The 21,519-nt window shown below is 48.8% G+C and carries 16 protein-coding genes; 8 read left to right on the top strand and 8 right to left on the bottom strand.

Features of this window, described 5'->3' with window-relative positions; genetic code table 11:
- Position 1: 1 nt before the first annotated feature.
- Positions 2-1,723, bottom strand: coding sequence for a sirohydrochlorin chelatase (locus BM331_RS04355; RefSeq protein ID WP_074927383.1), 1,722 nt, complete (start codon positions 1,721-1,723; stop codon positions 2-4).
- 79 nt (positions 1,724-1,802) lie between these two features.
- Entirely contained in the window at positions 1,803-3,119 is a 1,317-nt protein-coding gene (locus BM331_RS04350) for a DUF2325 domain-containing protein (protein WP_074927381.1), read from the bottom strand.
- Between the two features lie 227 nt (positions 3,120-3,346).
- On the opposite strand from BM331_RS04350, the gene BM331_RS04345 reads away from it, so the two are divergent.
- From BM331_RS04345 to BM331_RS04325, 5 genes are all read left to right on the top strand, one after another.
- Entirely contained in the window at positions 3,347-4,027 is a 681-nt protein-coding gene (locus BM331_RS04345; protein WP_256214815.1) for a hypothetical protein, read from the top strand.
- Between the two features lie 125 nt (positions 4,028-4,152).
- Positions 4,153-6,639, top strand: a complete 2,487-nt coding sequence (locus BM331_RS04340) for a TonB-dependent receptor (RefSeq protein WP_074927377.1) — start codon at positions 4,153-4,155, stop codon at positions 6,637-6,639.
- A gap of 404 nt (positions 6,640-7,043) precedes the next feature.
- Entirely contained in the window at positions 7,044-9,158 is a 2,115-nt protein-coding gene (locus BM331_RS04335) for a TonB-dependent receptor family protein (RefSeq protein WP_083414675.1), read from the top strand.
- 66 nt (positions 9,159-9,224) lie between these two features.
- Positions 9,225-10,463 carry a sialidase family protein gene (locus BM331_RS04330; RefSeq protein ID WP_074927375.1) on the top strand — a complete coding sequence of 413 codons (1,239 nt, stop codon included), beginning with the start codon at positions 9,225-9,227 and terminating at the stop codon, positions 10,461-10,463.
- Positions 10,463-10,963, top strand: coding sequence for a thioredoxin domain-containing protein (locus BM331_RS04325; RefSeq protein ID WP_074927373.1), 501 nt, complete (start codon positions 10,463-10,465; stop codon positions 10,961-10,963). Before BM331_RS04330 ends, BM331_RS04325 begins: the two co-directional genes overlap by 1 nt.
- A 3-nt stretch (positions 10,964-10,966) precedes the next feature.
- On the opposite strand, the gene BM331_RS04320 is transcribed toward BM331_RS04325, so the two are convergent.
- Positions 10,967-11,158: a hypothetical protein gene (locus BM331_RS04320; protein WP_074927371.1), complete on the bottom strand. Its 192-nt coding sequence runs from the start codon at positions 11,156-11,158 to the stop codon at positions 10,967-10,969.
- Positions 11,159-11,170: 12 nt separating this feature from the next.
- On the opposite strand from BM331_RS04320, the gene BM331_RS04315 reads away from it, so the two are divergent.
- Positions 11,171-13,702: a 3-hydroxyacyl-CoA dehydrogenase/enoyl-CoA hydratase family protein gene (locus BM331_RS04315; protein WP_074927369.1), complete on the top strand. Its 2,532-nt coding sequence runs from the start codon at positions 11,171-11,173 to the stop codon at positions 13,700-13,702.
- Between the two features lie 49 nt (positions 13,703-13,751).
- Positions 13,752-14,951, top strand: coding sequence for an acetyl-CoA C-acyltransferase (locus BM331_RS04310; RefSeq protein WP_074927367.1), 1,200 nt, complete (start codon positions 13,752-13,754; stop codon positions 14,949-14,951).
- A gap of 54 nt (positions 14,952-15,005) precedes the next feature.
- Here BM331_RS04310 and BM331_RS04305 read toward each other — a convergent pair whose 3' ends face one another.
- From BM331_RS04305 to BM331_RS04285, 5 genes are all read right to left on the bottom strand, one after another.
- Positions 15,006-15,344: an MliC family protein gene (locus BM331_RS04305; RefSeq protein WP_074927365.1), complete on the bottom strand. Its 339-nt coding sequence runs from the start codon at positions 15,342-15,344 to the stop codon at positions 15,006-15,008.
- A 23-nt stretch (positions 15,345-15,367) separates the two neighbouring features.
- Complete coding sequence (locus BM331_RS04300; RefSeq protein WP_074927363.1) at positions 15,368-16,222, bottom strand: HNH endonuclease family protein; 855 nt, start codon at positions 16,220-16,222, stop codon at positions 15,368-15,370.
- Positions 16,219-16,947, bottom strand: coding sequence for an OmpA family protein (locus tag BM331_RS04295; protein WP_074927361.1), 729 nt, complete (start codon positions 16,945-16,947; stop codon positions 16,219-16,221). The genes BM331_RS04300 and BM331_RS04295 overlap by 4 nt, the downstream gene beginning before the upstream one ends.
- Complete coding sequence (locus BM331_RS04290; protein WP_074927359.1) at positions 16,944-18,176, bottom strand: hypothetical protein; 1,233 nt, start codon at positions 18,174-18,176, stop codon at positions 16,944-16,946. Before BM331_RS04290 ends, BM331_RS04295 begins: the two co-directional genes overlap by 4 nt.
- A gap of 110 nt (positions 18,177-18,286) precedes the next feature.
- Positions 18,287-18,691, bottom strand: a complete 405-nt coding sequence (locus BM331_RS04285) for a hypothetical protein (protein ID WP_074927357.1) — start codon at positions 18,689-18,691, stop codon at positions 18,287-18,289.
- Positions 18,692-18,959: 268 nt separating this feature from the next.
- On the opposite strand from BM331_RS04285, the gene BM331_RS04280 reads away from it, so the two are divergent.
- A complete protein-coding gene (locus tag BM331_RS04280; RefSeq protein WP_074927355.1) occupies positions 18,960-21,359 on the top strand; it encodes a DNA internalization-related competence protein ComEC/Rec2 in 2,400 nt (799 codons plus the stop codon).
- Positions 21,360-21,519: the final 160 nt, after the last annotated feature.

Genomic DNA, 21,519 nt, shown 5'->3' with positions numbered 1-21,519 from the left:
TTTAGTTATTGATGGCTTCCTCGTGTTGTTTTATTCCTTGCTGAATCTGCTCATCGACCCATTGTGTGAACAAGGAGTGAGGCGCAAAACTTTCTCCCAGTTCGAACTTGAGTCCATCCAGGAATTTTTTTTCCGGGCCAGTGCTGGTCGTGCGCGCAGGGATGACGATGGCTGTCCCCCCTTGTTTGTTGGCTTCAGTCACCATGGCTCTTGTTTTCTTAACCCAGGGTGCACGTTTTTCCGGCCAATCCTCGCGCCAGGTGGCAACCTTGAATGCCTTGAAGTTTTCACCGCCATTACTGCGCATCTGATGAGTGATACTTTCCAGATTTTGTAGCCACTCATTGTTGCGTTGATCATCCTGTGTGCCGTGTGCAGTCAGAATGACAGTTTCTTTAGATGGATCCTTGGAGAGTGCAAGTACACGATCGAACAGGGCTTTTGCAAACAGAGGGCTATCCTCATAACCACCCGTCCAGATGACTGGCAGGGATGTCATGATTCTGGGAACGGGCTTGCCGGATTCTCCATGCCCATGTTTGCCGTGCCCATTCTGTGTATCGCTATTGGCTATATTTTGCTCAGCCTGGTGATCTTCAATATCTATTCCAACCAGGTGTGCGATTTCTTTACGGAATGAATTTTTTGTTGCGAAGGCACTGACGATGATGGCTGCTTTGGCGCCGCGCTGTTCCAGCTTGTGCAGTGCATGTTCGATCGTAAGAGGGTCCGCCATGGAAAAGGCAAACTCGATTCTGTAGCGATCTATTAAAGGCTGTACTGCTGTACGCAGGTTCTCGTTCCAGTGGAAATCCGAGCCGTGAGCAAACAGGATGACGCCGGTATCTTCTGTCGCCAGGGGCAGGTTGCGATTGGCTTCCCGCTCCATCCACATCGCCAGCTGCTGTGGCTCGATTCCAAAACTGTTGAGTGCCGTATTCTGGGGCAGCAGTCGTTCCAGCCGTGCTTCGAGCGACATCATGCTGTCGTGTTTGGGGCCGAGAGCAAACACGACAACCTGGTTCTTGCTATTTCTGGTTGGCGGAAGAGAGGTCAGTACGTTAGAAAGTTTCCGTTTTGTACTGTTCATGTAGCCTTCCGGAGATTCGTTTTCTGCTCTTTCCGGAAGGATCAGGGCATTGATCGAACGAAAACTGATTCCTGCTGATGCCTGCTTGATAATTCGCATCCAGTCGTTATACATCGCGCGTCTGTCCGTATCATTTTGCGTGCCATAACCCACTACCAGCAGGTGCTGGCGGGCCGTGTGTTCCATGGCACGCAACCAGGTGGCAAGCGCTTCAACTGCGAAATAGCTTTCACCATAAGGGGGTGCAAAAACAGTGGGTACAGTTTTATTTTCCCGCGTAATCAGCTGATGAACGAGTTGATAACGTGGTTCTGCCGTAGAAATAAACAGAGGCAATACCACAATGCGGCTGACATTGCGGCTATGCAGGGTGGTGAGAGCAGATTGCAGGGTTTGCTGGGTGCGCTCGTCAGTAACGAATACCAGCGCAGCCGGGTGGCTGGCCGAGAATGGCTCAAATGCATCACGAATTTCCTCATTGCCGACAAAACCGCGATCGGCTGCAACTACCAGAAAACCGGTTTGGTCTGACGGTTCCACATTGGCTGCATATACCCCTTCAACACTCAGCAGAACAAATGCCAATAAATAAAGCGATATAACAGTTTTTACTGTTTTAATTCCAAAAAACATGCTTTCTCCGTGTTATGAATCGAAAAACAAAAGGGGCAAGACTGCCCGGTGGACAACCCCGGTGGACAACACTGGGCGGCTATGCTGTGGTTTCAGGTAATTGACTGAATGAATTATTGATGCTGGCTTCACCTGCTGCAATTTTTGCTAATGCCGTAGCGAAGCTGGAAATGCCCGTTCCCTTGAACAACAAACAAGGCTTGCGCCCCAGGCGGCAAAGTCTTTTGATCTGGTAGTAGGCAGCATGGCTGACGCAATCAGTCGGGCAAATCACCGCTGTAGCGCCGTATATCATTTCCGGTAAGCGGGATAACGCATCTTCCTGTCCACCGTCGTGATGTGACAATTTGAGGCCAAGCTGTCTGGCAAGTGTGCGGTAGTGCGGCAGCTGTGCGGATCGACCGCCTACGCACAGGATGCAGTCATAAGAAGCGGTGGGGATATCAGTCGTATCGGCTGGTTCTTTATCAGTGGTATTAGTGGAGCTGAAAGCCAGTAGCAGATTTTCCAGCGAGTTTCGCTCAGTGTGCAAGGCATCCCGTTCACGATAAAGCTCGGCCAGACTGTGGCAGGCGTTTTTGAGTGACTGCTTGAGTTCGTCAGCTTGCGCAACCTTGATCTGCAGTTGCTCGTTTTCTGTTGTCAGCTGTACTAGACGCTGCCCCATACTAAGCATGGCACGGCCGGATTCCAGCATTTCCAGACGCTGACGCAGTGTGTCATCTTCCCGTCGGGATTGTTGTAATTGGCGGATTTCTACAGCCGCCTGTTCCAGTCGCTGGCGTAGGCGCAATTCGGTTTGTACGTGTTTTTCTTTGGTCTGTTCCAGTTGCTCGGCCAGCTCCTTCAGTGTCTGTCCTGTCTGGTTTGCCCGGTTCTGTGTAACTGAAAGCTCGGCAACTGCTTCATGCATGTGCATGTGGACCATGTCGTGAATCTGTTCCCTGATTGCAGGGCTGATGCGCTTGTGGGTAAGCGCTGCCCACAGCGGTCCGGCTATTTTCCCGTTGGAAAAATGTGTTTTCCAGAGTGCCAGTACCTCGTTATCGGTTTTGGCTGCCTCGAATTGTTTGATATGGCTCTGATGCAATCTGTCCAGATGCTTATGAATCGTTTCTGATACGGTGTTTCTGGACGTTACACAGCATACTGCTTCGACATGCAAAGCATGCGCGTTGTTTATCGGAGCATTAAAGTGAAAGCGTCTGGCAAAGCATTCAAGATCTGCAGGTGGCAGACAAAGACCGATAACAGGACAGTGATGTGATCTGTCCAACTCCCAGAGTTTCATGCGTTTTACAGGAGAAGTGTGGATGTCAATTGCTTTCTCTGGTAATCCGGCTTCAGGTAATAAGGCGTTGATTTCCGGCTGTCGCAGAATCGCTGGTGCATGCATACGCTATCTCCTTGTGGTGAAAATATCAATCTGAATCAAATCATAAAGAATACAATGAGAATAATAATAATTATCATTACTCAGGTCAATTGCAATATTGTAACTGATCGTGTGTGGCTCATGATCAGGGTTTTCATTTGCGCATTGAGATGCGGCAATTTGTCACATTCTTATCCTTTTTAGGATCGGTTATTCTCTGGGTTTTGACGTAAATCATGCAGAAGTCGATGTTTTCTCTTCCTGTGCTGGCCGGATTCTTTCTTGCACTTGCCTCTGCGGTTACGATCGCAGCCGGGTCAGGTGCTGACGATTCAACTTGGCAACCATTCGTCATGCAGGCTTCAATTCCTCCCAAGACTGCGCTTGCAGTAGGGGTGGCGCTGGATCAAGAGGGGTGGTTATGGCTGGTAAAAATGGTTAATCAGCGCTTGCTGGTTTCCAGATCGGAAGATGACGGCAGGCATTTTTCCGAGCCGGCGACAGTGACCCCCGTACCGGAAAATATTGGTAATGATGGCGAGGATCGGTTGCATTTGACCTGGTTTACCAGTGGTACTGCCGGACAGGGGCAGTTTTACAAACGGATCAGTAGTGACCTGGAGTCGAAATCCATGGCGCTGGGTGATGCAGATGTGCAACCCAACCATGCAGCAGTGGTTGTACATGGCGAAACTGTCATCCTGACCTGGCGTGAATTTGATGGGAATGTTTATTCCATAAGGATGATGTTTTCGAATGATGCTGATAGAACCTGGAGTGAGCCGTGGCGCCTGATGCTGTCTGCCGGGGCAAGCGATTACCCGGTGCCGTTGATCAGTAACGATAAAGCTTTAATTGTATGGAATACCGAAAATGAAGGGCTGCGAATTCTACCTGTTGAAAGAGTAATCACTCGATCCAGCAGCTGAAAACTATCTTCAAAACAACAATAAACAGCAGACAGTTTATGACATCTATCACAAATAAGTGATATGGCATCAGGCATTACTGCGCATCTAATTATTAATCACAAACTGAAAGGATAGTTCAGATCATGAAGCAATTTCCTCTGGCATTGATCGTCGTGCTTTGTGCGGCATCAAGTTACGCTGCTCCGGGTGATGGTTCACCTGGAAAGCAAATACCAGGTGAGAACAGGGAGTATGTAGGAGAGCAATTGATGCAAGCGACTGAATCGAGCGGTGATGTCAGTGCTGACAAGGAAAAAGGGAAGAAGAAAAAAACAGGTGAGATTGCCACGCAAAATGGAACCATTTTCAGGGAAATGGTGGTGACAGGCGAGATAGAGCGGGATTCACACTTTACTTCACCTTCAACGCGTGTAACCCGGGCGCAAGTTGAGCAGCAGAATGCGCAAACTACAGAAGAAGTGCTCAAATATATGCCCAGCCTGCAAATACGCCAGCGTTACGTGGGAGATCCGAATGGTGTGCTGGGGATCCGTGGGGCAGATATGTTTTCAACCGCGCGCAGCATGGTCTATGCCGATGGTCTGCCACTGCATAACTTTTTGCAGGCTTCTTTCAATGGAGCACCACGCTGGTCACTGGTCGGGCCGAACGAGATCGATTCGGTTGACATTGTTTATGGCCCTTTTTCGGCCGAGTACAGTGGTAACTCAATAGGGGGTGTCGCCAATATTAGAACGCGTATGCCGAACAAGCAGGAGTTTTATGCTGAGGGCAGTGTGTTCATTCAGCCTTACAAGAATTACGGGTCGGATAAGGGAACATTCATCGGTGACCGGCAATATTTCTCTTACGGTAATCGAATACAGGACAAATTCACGGTGTTTCTGGCTTACAACCGGTTGGAGGCCCAAGGGCATCCACAATCCTATTTCATCGATAATACCGGATTGTTCAATGTGCCCGGAGGGGCGCCGGTGACTGGAGGTGTCAGGATGCCGGATACGCGCGGCACGCCCAGTATCATTTATGGTGATACCGGCCCCGAGAAAGTGAATACTCACTTGTTCAAGGGCAAATTGGGGTATGACATTACTTCTGACCTGCAGACGCTGTTCACCGTAGCGTATGAAGAACGCACCCGCAACCAGAATCATCCCAATAACTATCTGCATACAGCAAACGGTGATTATTTTTGGGGAGGAAGTTCACCTGTCTGTAACTCGGTTGTCACCTGTTCAAATCCGGGCAATGCTTCCTTGGATGGCACCCGTTTCGACGTGGTGCGAAATGGTTTTGGCAGTAGCCGCGACAAACGTGAGACATTGAATCTGGGTTTATCACTGCGCGGTGCGCTAACGCCTGGCTGGGATGTTGATACCACGCTCAGCTATTTCGATGTGTTGAAGGATATTCGGGCGACGGCATTCTTCAATCATGCTGATCCGGGCAATACCGGTGTTGGACAATTGCAGGATTTCCGCAAATTTAACTGGTGGAATTACGATCTCAAGCTGAGTACACCGATGCTGCTGGGTTACGACAAACTGTCGTTTCTGGCCGGATATCATTTTGACCAGTACAACCTCAGTTTCCGGCAATATAGCCTGACCAATTATGATGACTTGACCCGGGGTGCCTTGCAGTCTAACCGCAATAATGATGGCCGGACATCGACCCATGCGATCTTTGCACAATCAATGTTCCGTTTCCTGCCAGACTGGGATATTACGGCTGGTGTGCGTCAGGAATGGTGGGAAGCAAGCAAAGGGGTTGCTTCCAATGTGGCTGTGCCCGATCGCACTGAAACAGCCACTTCTCCCAAGGTTTCGTTCGGATATGAGCCTGGTCAATGGAAATTCCGCTATTCGTTCGGGCGTGCGCATCGCTTCCCGGTGATTGCGGAGCTTTTCCAGTCACTCGGTACGCCTACCAGCATTCTGGCAGCAAATGCTCTGCTCAAACCTGAAAATGGCGTGCACCATAACTTTATGATGGAGTATGGGTTGCCGAAGGGTTACGTCCGTGTCAACGTATTCCGGGATGACATCAAGGATGCCATCCGCCAGATCACTTCCGCCTCGGGAGCACTGACAACCAGTGCCTTCCAGAATATTGGCGAAGTCGGCACAACCGGAGTGGAGCTGATTTTCGAACAGAGAAATGTTCTCGGTACACGATTTGATTTCATGTTCAACGGCACCTGGATGAATTCAAAAGTGGAAGACGGCCCGGTTGTAAAATTCACCGAATCAACCGGCATGCCTACCAACTACAGCCTGACCGGGAAACAGGTCATTCGCCTGCCACACTGGCGAGCCAACTTTTTCGGCACTTACCATATGACGGATGCCTGGGACGTTTCCTTATCTGGTCGCTATACCAGCGATTCATATAACGATCCTGATAACAAGGATCACGTGAACAATGTATTCGGTTCCCAGAGTGATTTTTTCTTCATGGATTTCAAAACCAGTTACCGGTACAAATTTCATAACGGGTTGAAAAGCCGATTTTCATTTGGTATCAGTAACCTCAATAATGATAAGGCTTGGGTATACCATCCTTATCCGCAACGTACTTATCTGCTTGAGGCAGCGTTTAGTTATTGAGCCCAAATAATCCATCCACTGTCATTCAGCGTTCTGATGGATCATTTAGATTGAAGTTATGGGTAACCAAGAGCAGGGCCTTTCCGGTTGAGTTTGATACAAAACACATCTCGGCTATCTGGTGAAACTCAGCCTGTCGGAATTTTTGTCATATTCTCCGTCTATGTGTCATCTGGTAACAACCCTGTCGCTGGATACGTCTCCAGGCCATGTTTAACTGGGGATGCGACAATTTGTCGCATTGAGATGCCTTTCTGCCCGGCTTATGATTGAGGCCCTCAATAATTGGTCATCATATAGGGAGCTTCTAAAATTGGTTTCTGGGTGAATTTTACGCTTCGTCCCGCACCATCAGATTTTTAGAGATACCCATACGTTTTAAAGGCTTCAAAACAGGGAAAAACATGAAAGGCAGAAAAATTAAACAAAAATGTGGATTTGGAGTCAAAAAGATTGGTTACGGCAAGTCTTTAATGCCATTGACGGTTGCGATAACCGGAGTGCTGACAGCTGTTATACCAGTCTGGGCACAGGCGCAAAGTACGGATGAACCGATACAACTGAAAACAATCCAGGTGATAGCACCAGAGATAGAGCCAGCGATCACGGTACAGAGTTTGCCGGAAGCAGAACGTGCCATGCGCCGGGTGCCGGGTGGCGCCAATGTGGTTGATAGCGAAACGTATGCCACGGGCCGTGCTTCAACAGTGCAGGATGCGCTGGGGTATTCGCCTGGCGTATTCGTCCAGTCTCGTGCTGGTGCTGAAGAGGCCCGTTTGTCGATTCGTGGTTCGGGTATTCAGCGCACATTCCATTTGCGCGGCATCAAGATTTTGCAGGATGGATCGCGGCTGAATCTGGCCGATGGTGGGGCGGATTTCCAGGCAATTGAACCGTTGGCTGCCCGCTATATTGAAGTGTTCCGGGGAGGTAATGCATTACAGTACGGATCAACTATGCTGGGGGGGGCGATCAATTTTGTTACGCCAACTGGTTACGATGCTGAACGTTTCCGGGCGCGTGGTGAGGCGGGCAGTTATGGCTATAACCGGCTGATGGCTTCTTCCGGTGGTGTGCATGGCTCGCTAGATTATTTTGCCAGTATCTCTCGCTACAGCCAGGATGGTTTCCGTGATTGGGCCGCTACCGATAACTGGCGCATGTTTAGTAATGCTGGTTACCGTATCACCCCTGATCTGGAAACACGTTTTTACTTGACCTATGTTAAATCTGACTCAGAGCTGCCAGGCAATCTGACCAAAGCACAATTAAAATCTGATCCCAGGCAGGCGAATGCGTTTAGTCTGTTTGGACGGCAAAAACGTGACATTGATCTTATCCGGGTAGCCAACCGTACCGTTCTGAAATTGGGTAGCAATCAACAACTGGAATTTTCCGGATTCTATTCACACAAGAATCTGTGGCATCCCATTTACCAGGTGCTGTCCCAGCCCACTAATGATTATGGCGTGGGATTACGCTATATCAATGAAATGCCGGTGGCGGGTTATCGTAATCGATTTGTACTGGGTTTCGAGCCGACTTGGGGTAATGTCATGGATAGCCGTTTTGTGAACGTTCGCGGTAATGCGGGTGCGCGTACCGCTAAATTTGATCAGCATGCCAGCAGTTATGTAGTGTATGGAGAAAATCAGTTTTATCTGCTGCCACAACTGTCGCTGATTGCGGGTGGGCAGTACACTTACACCACGCGCAAACAGAAGGATCTGTTTACAGCAGGTGCTCTGGATCGAAGCAAGAGCTACCAGCGTTTCACTCCTAAGGCCGGGGTGATCTATGACCTGAATCCGGATATACAATTTTTTAGTAACGTCAGTACCAGTTTCGAGCCGCCCAGTTTTGCTGAGTTGACCAGCGGGCCGGTCATCGCGCCGACATTTGCAAAGGCACAGCGTGCGATCACATTTGAAGTTGGCAGCCGGGGGCGTTTTGCTATGGCTGAATGGGATGTAGCATTGTATCGCGCGCATGTACGCAATGAACTGCTTGCGCTGGTAGATCCTGCTACCAGTTCTCCGATAGGTACGGCCAATGCGGATAAAACTGTGCACCAGGGGATCGAGCTGGGTTTGGATATTGAGCTGGTAAAAATGTTTTATTTGCGTCAGATGTATATGTTCAATGATTTCAAATTCGATAAGGATGCCGCTTTCGGTAATAACCAGCTGGCCGGTATTCCGCGTCATTTCTATAAGGCTGAGCTGACGTATCGCCACGCTGACGGCTACTATATTGGTCCGAATGTGGAGTGGTCACCGCAGAAGTATTATGTGGATCACGCCAATACAGTGCATGCCGATTCCTACGCGCTACTGGGTTTTAAAATTGGTAAACGGAGTAAAAGTGGATTTTCCTGGTTTGCCGAGGCGCGCAATCTGACCGATCGTAAATATGCCGCCACTACCGGTGTAATCGATAATGCAAAAGGCATCGATCAGGCTTTGTTCCTGCCGGGAGACGGGCGCTCCTTCTTTGCCGGGCTGGAATATCGTATGTAGCACATTCATTCTTCCGCTGGCTGGGTCGGCTGGCGAGAGTGAATGTTTAACTTAAATGGAGTGAAGATGTCGATTAAACATTTCATTGCAGCAATTTTTATTGCTGCAATTTCTGCCGCAATTCCTTTTACTCAGGCGGCAGAACATGCACATGACGCCAAGGCAGCAAAGCCCAAGCATGATATGAACAAGATGTGGGCAGAAATGCGTACCCGGGCGGTTGGTATGGCTGTTTCCGTGGCGGCCGATGAGAAGGGTGTGTTGTGGCTGGCACGTATGCAGGACGGTCATATCAAGGTGAGCCGGTCTGAAGATAATGGCAAGCATTTTTCCGAAGAGGTGACCGTCAATCCACAACCGGAAGCAATTTTGGCAGAAGGGCAGAATCGGCCAAAGATTGCGGTACGCAATGGCGTCATTGTCGTTACCTGGGTGCAGGCATTGCCAAAAGTATTTTCCGGCAATATCCGTTTTGCTCGTTCAGCGGATGGAGGCAAAACTTTTTCAGCACCAATGACAGTCAATGATGATCACGAAGAAACCAGTCATGGTTTCAGTACGCTGACACTGGATGATCGTGGCCATGTAACAGTGGTCTGGTTTGATGGACGTGAGCGCGATGCGGCCGTCAAGTCCGGGCAGGAATACACTGGCAGTACAGTTTATTACGCAGTGTCAGAAGATGGAGGGGCGAGTTTTTCAGCGAATCGTAAATTGGCAGATCATGCGTGTGAATGCTGCCGGATCAGTATGACTCTGGGGGTTGATGACACTCCGTTTGTTTTCTGGCGCCATATCTTCGATGGCAGCATGCGCGACTTTGCACTGGCACGACTGGGTGCACAACCTAAGGTAGTTCGGGCAAGTGAGGATGGCTGGGAAATTAATGCTTGTCCGCATCATGGGGGTGATATTGCGGCGGATGCTGTGGGTGGCATTCATCTGGCATGGTTTACCGGTAATTCGGAGCATCCTGGATTATTTTATCGGCGTATTGATGGTGAAAAAATGACTACGACTACGCCACATGCGTTTGGTGATCTTGATTTTCAACCTGGCCATCCGGCTATATTCGCGCATGACAAACAAGTGTTTCTGGCCTGGCGCGAATTTGATGGCGACAATTACCGGATGATGACCTCTGCTTCAGCAGATCGAGGCGATACCTGGTCAACAGCACGTGCCGTGGCAACAACCAGTGGCGCAGCGGATTTGCCCGTATTTGTCACAGGTACACACAAACCGTTTGTTGTATGGAACAGTACACAAGACGGGATACGTCTTTTTGATGTGGGAGGTGATTAATGATGCATCGTTTACTGTTTATATTGCTGCTGGTAGTGGCAGGTACTGCTTCGGCAGCGGATAACTTGCGTCCCTTTGTGTCCGGCAGCATGGCGCAAATCCAGGAAGAGTACACTGGCAAGCCTTTTGTAATGTTTCTCTGGTCGCTAACCTGCACCTACTGCCCAACTGAACTGGAAATGCTCGGAAAATTCAAACAGCAGCATCCAGAGCTGAATCTGGTATTGATTGCAACGGATACACCGGAGGATAGGCCGGAAATCGTTTCTCATCTTGCCGGCTACGGATTAAGTGAGATTGAGAGTAACTGGGTATTTGCTGAAGATATGCCTGAGCGTTTGCGTTTCGAGATCGATCGCCGCTGGTATGGTGAAGTGCCGCGTACCTATTTTTATGATCAAACGCATGAACGCCTGGTCAAGACCGGTCTGGTCGGTGAGGCATTTGTCAAGGAATGGCTGGCACTTGTCAGTGCGAATATGCCATCGGCAGGTAAGTAATCCCTATTCGTTCTTTCCCGGTCGGGTTGGTGTTCCCTGTTTCTCATCCGCTGATTCGACCGTATCTTCTACCGAAACCTTCATTCTTTCCAGCCGGGCCGCTTGCTCTTTAGGGCCCATGCTTGTAATCTTTTTTATCAGGCTCAATTCTGCCCCAGCTGCGGGTAGGTAGTGTCTGTCCTGAAATCTGATCATGCGGGAGGTATCTTGAGCAATCCATTCATCGTAAGAAAGGCTGCGGTACTGGGGGCGGGGGTCATGGGGGCGCAGATTGCGGCGCATCTAGTCAACGCCAACATAGAGACATTACTGTTCGAATTACCGGCCGAATCGGGCAACCCCGATGCCAATGTACTGAAGGCGATCGCGAAACTGAAAAAGCAGGATCCTGCCCCTTTGTCGGTGATCGACCGAGCAAGTTGTATTGAGCCCGCCAATTACGAGCAGCATCTGGAAAAGCTGGGGGATTGTGATCTCGTGATCGAGGCAATTACCGAACGGCTGGAGATGAAATCGGAACTGTACGAAAAAATCGCGCCCTATCTAAATAATCAGGCCATTCTGGCCAGCAATACTTCCGGTCTCTCCATCAACCAACTGGCTGTAGCCGTTCCTGAAGCTCTGCGGCCGCGCTTTTGCGGCATTCATTTCTTTAATCCACCCCGTTACATGTATCTGGTGGAATTGATCCCTGGCAAACACAGTGATCAAGGCGTACTTGACGCGCTGGAAAGTTTTCTGGTGACCAGTCTGGGTAAAGGTGTTATCCACGCCAAGGATACGCCCAACTTTGTTGCCAACCGAGTGGGGGTCTTTTCCATGCTGGCGACTATGCATCATGCCCGGCAATTCGGTCTGAATTTTGATCTGGTGGATAAATTGACTGGCCCGCTGATCGGACGACCGAAAAGTGCGACGTTTCGCACTGCCGATCTGGTCGGACTGGATGTGCTGACGCATGTCGTACAAACCATGTGGGATGGGTTGGTGGATGACCCGTGGCACAGCTATTACACAGCTCCGGACTGGTTGCAAAGATTGGTTGATCAGGGTGCACTCGGACAGAAGAGTGGCAAGGGGGTTTATCAGAAGCAGGGCAAGGAAATCCATGTATTGAATCCGGATACGGATACGTATCAACTGGCACAGAGTGAGGTTGACAGTGAAATCGAAGCGCTGCTGAAACAGCAAGATCCTGTAGCCCGGTTTGTGGCGCTGCACGATCATCCCCATCCGCAGGCTCGATTCCTGTGGGCAGTTCATCGTGATTTGTTTCATTATTGCGCAGTTCACCTGGAATCAATTGCTCATAATGCGCGTGACCTTGATCTGGCGATACGTTGGGGATTTGGCTGGCGACGGGGCCCTTTCGAGATCTGGCAGGCGGCGGGATGGAATACGCTTGCCGGCTGGATAGCAGCGGATATTGCTGCGGGCAAAGCCATGGCTGCAACGCCGCTACCAGCCTGGGTGCAGGTAGTTGGACAGAGTGCTGCTCGGGGAGTACACGCGCAGGAAGGTTCCTATGCGCCGGTGGCAGACAATTTACAGCCGCGTTCACAGTTGCCGGTGTACCAGCGTCAGCCATTCCCGGACAGACTGGTTGGCGAGGAAACTATTTATGGTGAAACGATTCTGGAAACAGACGCACTGCGCATGTGGCATACCGGGGATCAGATTGCCATCGTCAGTTTCAAAACCAAGAAACATACCATTGATAATCTGGTGCTGCAGGGGATGCAGCAGGTGATTGCCGAAGCCGAGCGCCATTTTCGCGCACTGGTGATCTGGCAAACCGAACCGCCGTTCTCACTGGGTGCTAACCTGCAAAAGGCAACCGAGAAACCAAAAACCGAAGTCTCTTCAGCAGCACCATCGGTGCCACCAGTACCCCCGACACCACCTTCTGCGTTTGACAGGTTCATCAAAAAATTTAAAAAATCGGCACAATCCACTATCCTGCAGGCGGCGCGCAGCCTGGATATGGCTGACAAGCTGATGGCCGGAAAGCTGGCTGAAGTGGAAGTGATGATTGCCCATTTTCAGCAAATCTCGCAGCAGCTCCGTTACAGCACGATACCGACGGTTGCTGCGGTCGATAACATGGCGCTGGGCGGAGGATGCGAGTTTGCCATGCACTGTGATCGCGCGGTGGCAACGCTGGAAACCTACATCGGCCTGGTTGAGGCGGGTGTAGGGCTGCTACCAGCCGGAGGTGGATGTAAGGAGTTTGCCTTGCGTGCCGCGCGCAATGCGATTGATGGAGACCCTTTCCTTTATCTGAAGCATTATTTTCAGACGGTAGCCATGGCGCAACTGGCGAAAAGTGCAGAGCATGCAAAGGTATTACATTATCTGCAACCTGCTGATGTGATTGTCATGAATCGTTTTGAATTACTGTATGTTGCCAAGGCACAAGCGCTTGTGCTGGCCGAGGCCGGTTATCGTCCACCATTGCGTCCGCGTGAAATCGTGGTGGCAGGGGCAACGGGAGCCGCTACGATCAAAAGCAATATGGTCAATCTGCTGGAAGGTGGATTTATTTCCGAGCATGATTATCTGATTGGCAGCAAGATTGCGCATGTTATGTGTGGCGGTGATATTGTCGCAGGCAGCCGGGTGGATGAAGAATGGTTACTGAAGCTGGAGCGTACAGCATTCATCGAGCTGCTGGCGACTGAGAAGACGCAGGATCGCATTGCGCATACGCTGAAAACCGGTAAACCGCTGCGTAATTGAGCTGTGGCAGGTACGATGGAATAACATTCAAGTATTAAAGGAGAAGTTGATGACCAGGCAAGTGCAGGATGCTTATATCGTAGCCGCCACACGCACACCGGTAGGCAAGGCGCCACGGGGTATGTTCAAGGATGTGCGGCCAGATGACATGCTGGTACATGTGTTGCAGGCAGCATTGAAACAGTGTGCAGGGTTGGATCCGGCAGCTGTCGAGGATGTGGTTGCCGGTTGCGCCATGCCGGAAGCGGAGCAGGGGATCAATGTTGCGCGGGTGGCGTTGTTACTGGCGGGTTTGCCGGTGAGTGTGCCAGGAGTGACAGTCAACCGGTTTTGCGCCTCCGGTCTGCAGGCGGTTGCCATGGCAGCTGACCGGATTCGGTTAGGTGAAGCGGATGTCATCATTGCTGGCGGCACCGAAAGTATGAGTATGGTACCCATGATGGGCAATAAGGTGGCGATGAACCCGGCGTTATTCAAGAAGGGCGGACAGGTTGCCATTGCCTATGGCATGGGGATTACTGCCGAAAAAGTGGCAGAGCAATGGAAAGTCAGCCGCGAGGAACAGGATGAATTTGCCCTGGAAAGCCATCATCGAGCGATTCGTGCCATTGAACAAGGTGAATTCAAGGATGAAATTTCACCTTATCCCGTTCAGGAAAACCGCTCGGATCTGGGTACGCATGAAATCCATAGTTCCTCCATTACCAGGGATACCGACGAAGGGCCACGGGCGGACACCGGACCGGAAGCACTTGCCCGGTTACGCCCGGTATTCGCAGCGCACGGATCTGTCACGGCGGGTAACAGCTCACAGATGTCGGATGGAGCCGGTGCAGTAGTGGTAGTGAGCGAGGCAGCGTTAAAGCGTTTTAATCTGACACCGATCGGGCGTTTCATTGGCTACACGGTTGCTGGCGTACCGCCGGAAATCATGGGAGTGGGCCCCGTCAAGGCGATTCCTAAAGTGCTGAAACAAATCGGCATCAAACAGGATGAACTCGATTGGATCGAATTGAACGAGGCATTCGCTGCGCAAAGTCTGGCTGTTATCCATGATCTCGGATTAGATCGGGCAAAAGTCAATCCACTGGGTGGAGCGATTGCACTGGGTCATCCACTGGGTGCAACCGGTGCGATTCGTGTGGCAACATTACTGAGCGGATTACGTCGTCACAAACTCAAATATGGCATGGTCACCATGTGCATTGGCGGCGGAATGGGAGCGGCAGGCGTATTTGAAGCGCTATAAATAAAACAATCAGTCCGATGGAGCAAATCGGACTGATTTTGGAGGGTTGCTGATTTATTGGGTAGGTGCCTGCAATTTTCCTGCGAAAATTATTTGATTGCTGGTGGAATAAGTTGCCTCGCCCTGATGTTCCCACCATTCATTTTCTTCCAGGACATAACGCGCACCTGATGCAGATACCGCAAGAACAAGAATCTCTGTTCTGCCATCGGGAAAAGTAAGCGTGACCGTATCATCATCCCGATAAACCGCCCGTACTGCCTGCCTGGAATCTGAAACAAAAGTTACCGAGCTGATGATTGAAGTCGTGGGGCTGGGGGGTGTTAGCGGTGTGCAGGATGCCAGGGTCGCAAGTAGCGAGAAGAGGATAAAATATTTTAGAAATAGTTTCATACGATTACCTGGTATTGGGGTTGTTATAAGGATCTGGCTACAAATTTTCTATAACCTGTGTTGTTTATCATATGTTCGTGATTTGGTTGTTGCGCATGACAACTGATACAAAGGACAGCAAGATTACTCTTGTTATTATCATGCTTAAGGCCATTTATATGGTGGACATGAAGCCACTTCCTTTTTGAAGGTGCAGAAAAATCACTTCTACAGCTTTGGCAGATCCAGCCTAAATCTCCTCTAAGTTTTTGGCTTATCTTTGCAAAATTTTCTGGATATATATTTAGTGGGGCGTTGTTTGATGTATTTCCGGGTAATCTGGAATGAAGAGATTTCGGATATTGCTCAAAAAAATCGTCTATTTTGAACTCTCTTACGACTTCACTCCTTTTTTGTCGTGGCCATGACATCATAAAACCATTAAAGGTAAGGAAATTTAGACAATTTTGACAAACGTCCAGTTTGTACAATCCAGAGCTGATATTTTTGCCTTGAATAATATTCAGATTAAAATGCCCGTCAGTCCTTATTGAGACAACATAGCGTTCAAACCGATTATTTTCCCGCATCTGCAGAAGAGTTCTACAGTTTGCCAAGTGGAATTTGGGCTGGATTTCTCTTTCACCCATAACTGAGACATCTCTAATATAGAGGATAACGCGACTGTCTTTATAGGCTAATGTGCCATCTGAAAGAATGGCCAGCTTATCAAGTGATATATCGAGACCATCTTGAGAAGTTAATTTTTCTAATTCCTGCCTGGTTAATCGAGCCGGATCAATTGATACTGTTAAGTCGCCATAAACATCTTGTGGAATCCCCATTTTTGCTTTAACGAAATTCAATGGCTTGAATTCAAAGAAATCCGGTAGTTTCATTGTTGTGCCGTTTTAAGAATTTCTGAAATACGGGCATCTGCGTTCGTTCTAACTTTGAACTCAACACGCTGCGAACCTTCTCTGTTTTCAGTTCCATCTGTATGGTAAATGAGCCTTGAAGAGGAAAGTCCGTTTGCTGTCAGGTGTGCTTTGAGCCAAGGCTGTTTTTTTTGCACTTGAGGGAGTGCGAGTACATGCTGCAAGGTGCTACGGGTTCTTGATTGCGACAATGTCATATTAAGAAAATAAGCCTCATCTGAGTTTGTGCTGTTGTTCCAAATGCTTGAGGTGTGACCTTCTATCCTGATTTCTTCAATTGAATCTCTATATTTATCAGCATCAAGAATTTGGATATAGCGCGGGAAGAAATTGTCCAAAATCTGAATAAACTTGGGCTTTAAATTGTCTTTTCCCATATCGAACAACACGCTGGGTTCTTTGAAGCGAAATGTTAAATCTTGATCCAGCTCGGCTCCCCAATCGGATAGATTTTCTTTAAATTCGGAATGCAAATCCTGGTAAAGCTTTGCCTTCATCTCATTGTAGACAAGAGCAATATCCTTTACCTTTTTTGCATCGCTCTCGACTTTAACCATAAAAATAATGGCAATCAGCATAAATATCATCATCAACCCAGCCATTAAATCTGCCAGAGGTATCCAGTGCTCCTCCTTGGCAGAGTTGGTGGCGTTGTTTTGCTGAGTAAAAGCACTATGAAATGTCATGATGATTGCCTGGCTAAATGAACAATGTCCCGGAGCCTATCAGTGAGGGGGCCGTAATCATCAACAAATTTCTCCGATAATGCGGCTAGCTGTCGTCCCAAACTTTCTAGGGATTTTTTCAATTCTTCTGTTAAGGCAGCATCCAGAATGGAGATCTGCTTATTAGTTTTTTCTGCCATATCACCTAAATGATCGTTGAACGCTTGATTAATTCTGGAGAAATCTTGCCCAACGTTTTCAATCGAAGATCTGATCAACTGGGTGTTTTTTGTAAGTGCCTCTCCCACTTCTTTCTGGTTGGCAGTGACCGATCTTGTAAGCTGCTCGGTTAGTTCCAATACTTTCTTTTCTACTTCAGGCAGGCTACCAGAGGCTGATTTGAGCAAACCAGCCAGAGATCCCAACATGTTGGTCAATTGTTGTTTTTGTGTTTCCAGAGCAGTCAAGAGCTTTGATAGATTGGCTGTAATCGTAGTGAAACGTTCTGCTTCTGACACCAGCTTTTGATAATTATCTGAAGCTGTCCCCATTGAATCTACAATTTTTGTATGACGTTCAGTTGTGGCTTCAATATGGGCTTTGTATTGGCTTTGCCAGATCAGCAGCTTTCCTACAGCCTCATTGAGTTGTTTGAAGTTATCTCCGAATTGTTCTGTTAGTTTGGAATTGAAATCTTTGATAACATCCCGTAAGGTTTCAACCAAAGGCTTGGATCCTATTTCTGAGAGCTTTCGCAGGGATTCTAGTTGTATATTTTTTATCGTATCTAGGCGATCATTAGTATCTTGTCTTGTCAACTTTAACTGTGAAACTAGTGTTGAGTCGTTATTGCCGACCAAGGATTGCTGAATATTTTGTAACAATTCCACGAGATCCGCAGAGGTGGCTTTTTCCTGATTTTCGGAGTCGGTGGTTTTTTGTTCCGTATTGGTAAAAAAATGGCGAAACTTGATAGTCAGCGCGCCCCCCACTCCGGCAACAGAAGCCCAAAAAGCTGTTTTTAACCCGGCTAATAGCATAGGGATACTGGCTTGGATGTTGGCAGCATCGAAATCAGCTAGTCCAAGAGCAATACCAAAGAAAGTAGCAAAGATTCCTGTGGTTGTAAGAATTGTAGGACCGTAGACTAAAGTTTTATCATCGTATCTGATATGGAAATATAGGATCAGAATTGATATAAATCCGAGAAATAACAGAGTATGGATGGGTAGTGTAGTAAAAAATGACATAGTTTAGAAAAATTCAAAATAGTTTTCTTGGTTAAATAAACTGCTTATTCGGCAGAAACTTTAGATTTCTCTGCTACAACTATTCCAGTAGATCTCGGAGGTTATTTTAATTAGAGCTGTCTTTTAGGAGTAGTACCTACGATTGACTGAACGTGATCTTTTTCGTCATACGTAATAGTGATTTGTCTTTTATGTCCTTGCGTTGCTTCTATGGGCGTACCGACAACTTCCCAAAGTCCAAGAGTGAGAACATCCATTACTCCGTGCCCGATGGCCCGTCCAGCACTTGCTTCGTTACCAAGCTCATATTCATAAGTATCCTGTCGTTTTCTGTCTTCCAGTGTTGTCGTAGTAATGGGATATCCAAGATGTAATTCTATTTCTCCACGTGTGGCACCAACCCTGATTGCCCCGAGATTGGGATCCTGTTTTCCGGACAATGCCATTCCGACTGAGCACCCGGATAAAACAGTTAGGGTGATCACGGTTAAGAACATATGGGTGATCTTTTTCATCGATAAATCTCCTTCGAGAATTTGGTATTGCTTTTAAACGGCTCTTTTTCTACTGAATTGAGAAAATGAGGAAATAAGAGAGAATGCTATGTAGTAGATAGTGTTTTGATCGTGAGGCGGCAGTGTTTCTAATGGCACTTAAAAGTAGATCATGATTTCAGATAATGGCGATACCTGACGTTAACATCACCAATACTTTCATTTTTATTTATCAGAGGTATCTGGCTAACCGGGTTTTCCCAGGTTGTCATTCTCTGACATCAAATCAGTGTTGATCGGAATTTACAGTCTTGCATTTGTGTTCGGTGCAGTCTGGTTACTGCAACAGCCCGTTTTGCCCGAAATTTATTGGGCGATTGGGCTGATTCCGGTAGTGCTGGCAGCTTCAATTCTTCCCCGACTCCAATTCCGTTTTTCCGTGTGGATAAGCAGGTGTCTATTGCTTGCCGTTATGCTGGGTGCTGGCTTTTGCTGGACAGCGTTATGGGCGCAGATGAGGTTGGCAGACAGTCTGCCGTATGAATGGGAAGGGAAAGATATTGTAGTTACCGGTGTTGTTCCGGAAATGCCGCAGTTTGCCCGGTACAGCATGCGTTTCCGGTTTGATGTGGAGCAGGTGCTGACGCCGGATGCGGTGGTGCCTGCCCGCATTCAGCTTTCCTGGTATCGGGATAACAGGCGTGAGGGAGCTGCTTTGCCTCATATCACAGCGGGAGAGCGTTGGCAGTTAACCGTCCGGTTAAAGCGTCCGCATGGCAGCGCCAATCCGCATGTGCTGGATTATGAAGCCAGGTTACTTGAGCGTAACGTGCGTGCAACAGGTTATGTGCGAGCAGGGCAGGATAACAGGCGACTTGAAGTATGGGGCAGTGATCCACGATATTTCTTTGAGCGTAAACGTGATGAAATTCGCAGTCATTTTCAGCATTATCTGACTGATCATCCGTATGCAGGGGTGCTAATCGCGCTGGTAGTGGGTGATCAACATGCCATTCCGTCGGAGCAGTGGGAGATTTTTACCCGAACCGGCACCAGTCATCTCATGGCAATTTCCGGTTCGCATATTACGCTGGTGGCCGGGCTGGTGTTTTTGCTGGCTTATTGGGCATGGCGTCGTATTGGTCTTGCACTGTGGTTGCCTGCCCGCAAGTTTGCGCTGATGTGTGGGTTGATCGTTGCTATCGGTTATGCATTACTGGCTGGTTTTGCTGTGCCAGTAAAGCGTGCGTTATTCATGATGATCATCATCGTGGCGGCATTCTGGGGTAACCAGCGCGTGCGTACACTGCCTGTGTTGGGGTGGGTGCTATTGCTGGTTGTGGTGCTAGATCCGTGGTCGGTCATTGCGCCAGGTTTCTGGTTGTCGTTTGCAGCAGTGGCGTTAATCTGCCTGGTAGTATCCGGCCGGATTGGTCGATCAGGTGCAATAACCGGCTGGGTGCGCATACAGTGGGCGATTACGCTTGGTTTGTTTCCGCTGCTGCTGATCCTGTTTCAGCAGATTTCATTGATATCACCTGTTGCCAATGCGGTAGCGATACCAGTGATTACCCTTATCATCGTTCCGCTGGCATTGCTGGCTACTATTCCCGGGCTGGAATTTCTGCTGTTGGTTGCATATCCCTTTCTGCAAATTACGATGGCTGTGTTGCAGTGGCTGGGGGAGCTTCCTCTAGCCACCTGGCAACAGCATGCACCGCCTTTATGGGCGGTGATTGCAGCGACCATCGGGGTGATATGGCTACTGCTGCCAGGCGGGCCAGGGCTGGGTGTATCAGCTGGTTTTCCTGCAAGATGGTTGGGCATACTGGCAGGCTTACCGTTATTTCTGGTCTCTCCTGAAAAGCCAGCTGCGGGAGAGCTCTGGTTAACTGTGCTGGATGTGGGGCAGGGGTTGTCTGTGGTGTTACGTACCCGCAACCACACCCTGCTTTACGATACCGGGCCAAGGTATGGTGACAGTGATAGCGGAAAGTATGTGGTTTTACCATTCCTGCGTGGAGAGGGTATTCAGACGCTGGATAGGATGATCGTTTCCCACGCGGACTCGGATCACAGTGGCGGGGCATTGTCGATATTGGCGAGCATAAAAACCGGAACGTTGCTGGCATCAATTGCAGCTGACCATCCGATACGGCAGGCTGTTCCTGATAATCGCTATTGTCTTGCAGGAGATTCGTGGTGGTGGGACGAGGTACATTTCGAAATCCTGCATCCGCTGGAACCGGAGTCTTTGCTACAGAAACACAAGACTAATGAATTGAGTTGTGTGCTCAAAGTAACAACGCTTCATGGCAGTGTATTAATGCCGGGAGATATTGACCAGAAAACAGAGGCAGGTCTGCTGCAATATGCTGGTACTTCGCTTGCTTCCAGCGTGTTGATTGTGCCGCATCATGGTAGCCGATCTTCATCTTCAGAAGCTTTTGTACGACAAGTTGATCCTGACTATGCCATTTTTACAGTGGGTTACCGAAGCCGGTTTGGGCACCCGCACCCGGAAATAATAGGGCGCTATCAGGCGCAAGGTAGCCAGTTACAGCGCAGTGATCATGATGGAGCGGTGTTGATGCGTTTTGTCCGGGGCACTATAGAAGTTGATACCTGGAGAAAGCTTAATCGCCGTTTCTGGCATGACAAGTGGCCTGCGGTAGGCGAAGTAGACTGAGCATTATCCCTCGCAACAAGCGTCTGAAACTTACTGCTTCTGTTTGTAGGAAAAACTCCTACAAATTTTTAGGCCAAATTCCTACGGTTGATATGGTAACAGCCCGCTTTCCTCAATTTGCTCTCTGGTTAAAAATGCTTACATCATTTTTGAGATCAGA

It is taken from the genome of Nitrosomonas eutropha, assembly GCF_900116685.1.
GTDB lineage: Bacteria > Pseudomonadota > Gammaproteobacteria > Burkholderiales > Nitrosomonadaceae > Nitrosomonas > Nitrosomonas eutropha_A.
Note: the sequence above shows the minus strand (reverse complement) of the source record. Positions and strands in the feature narration are given on the sequence as shown.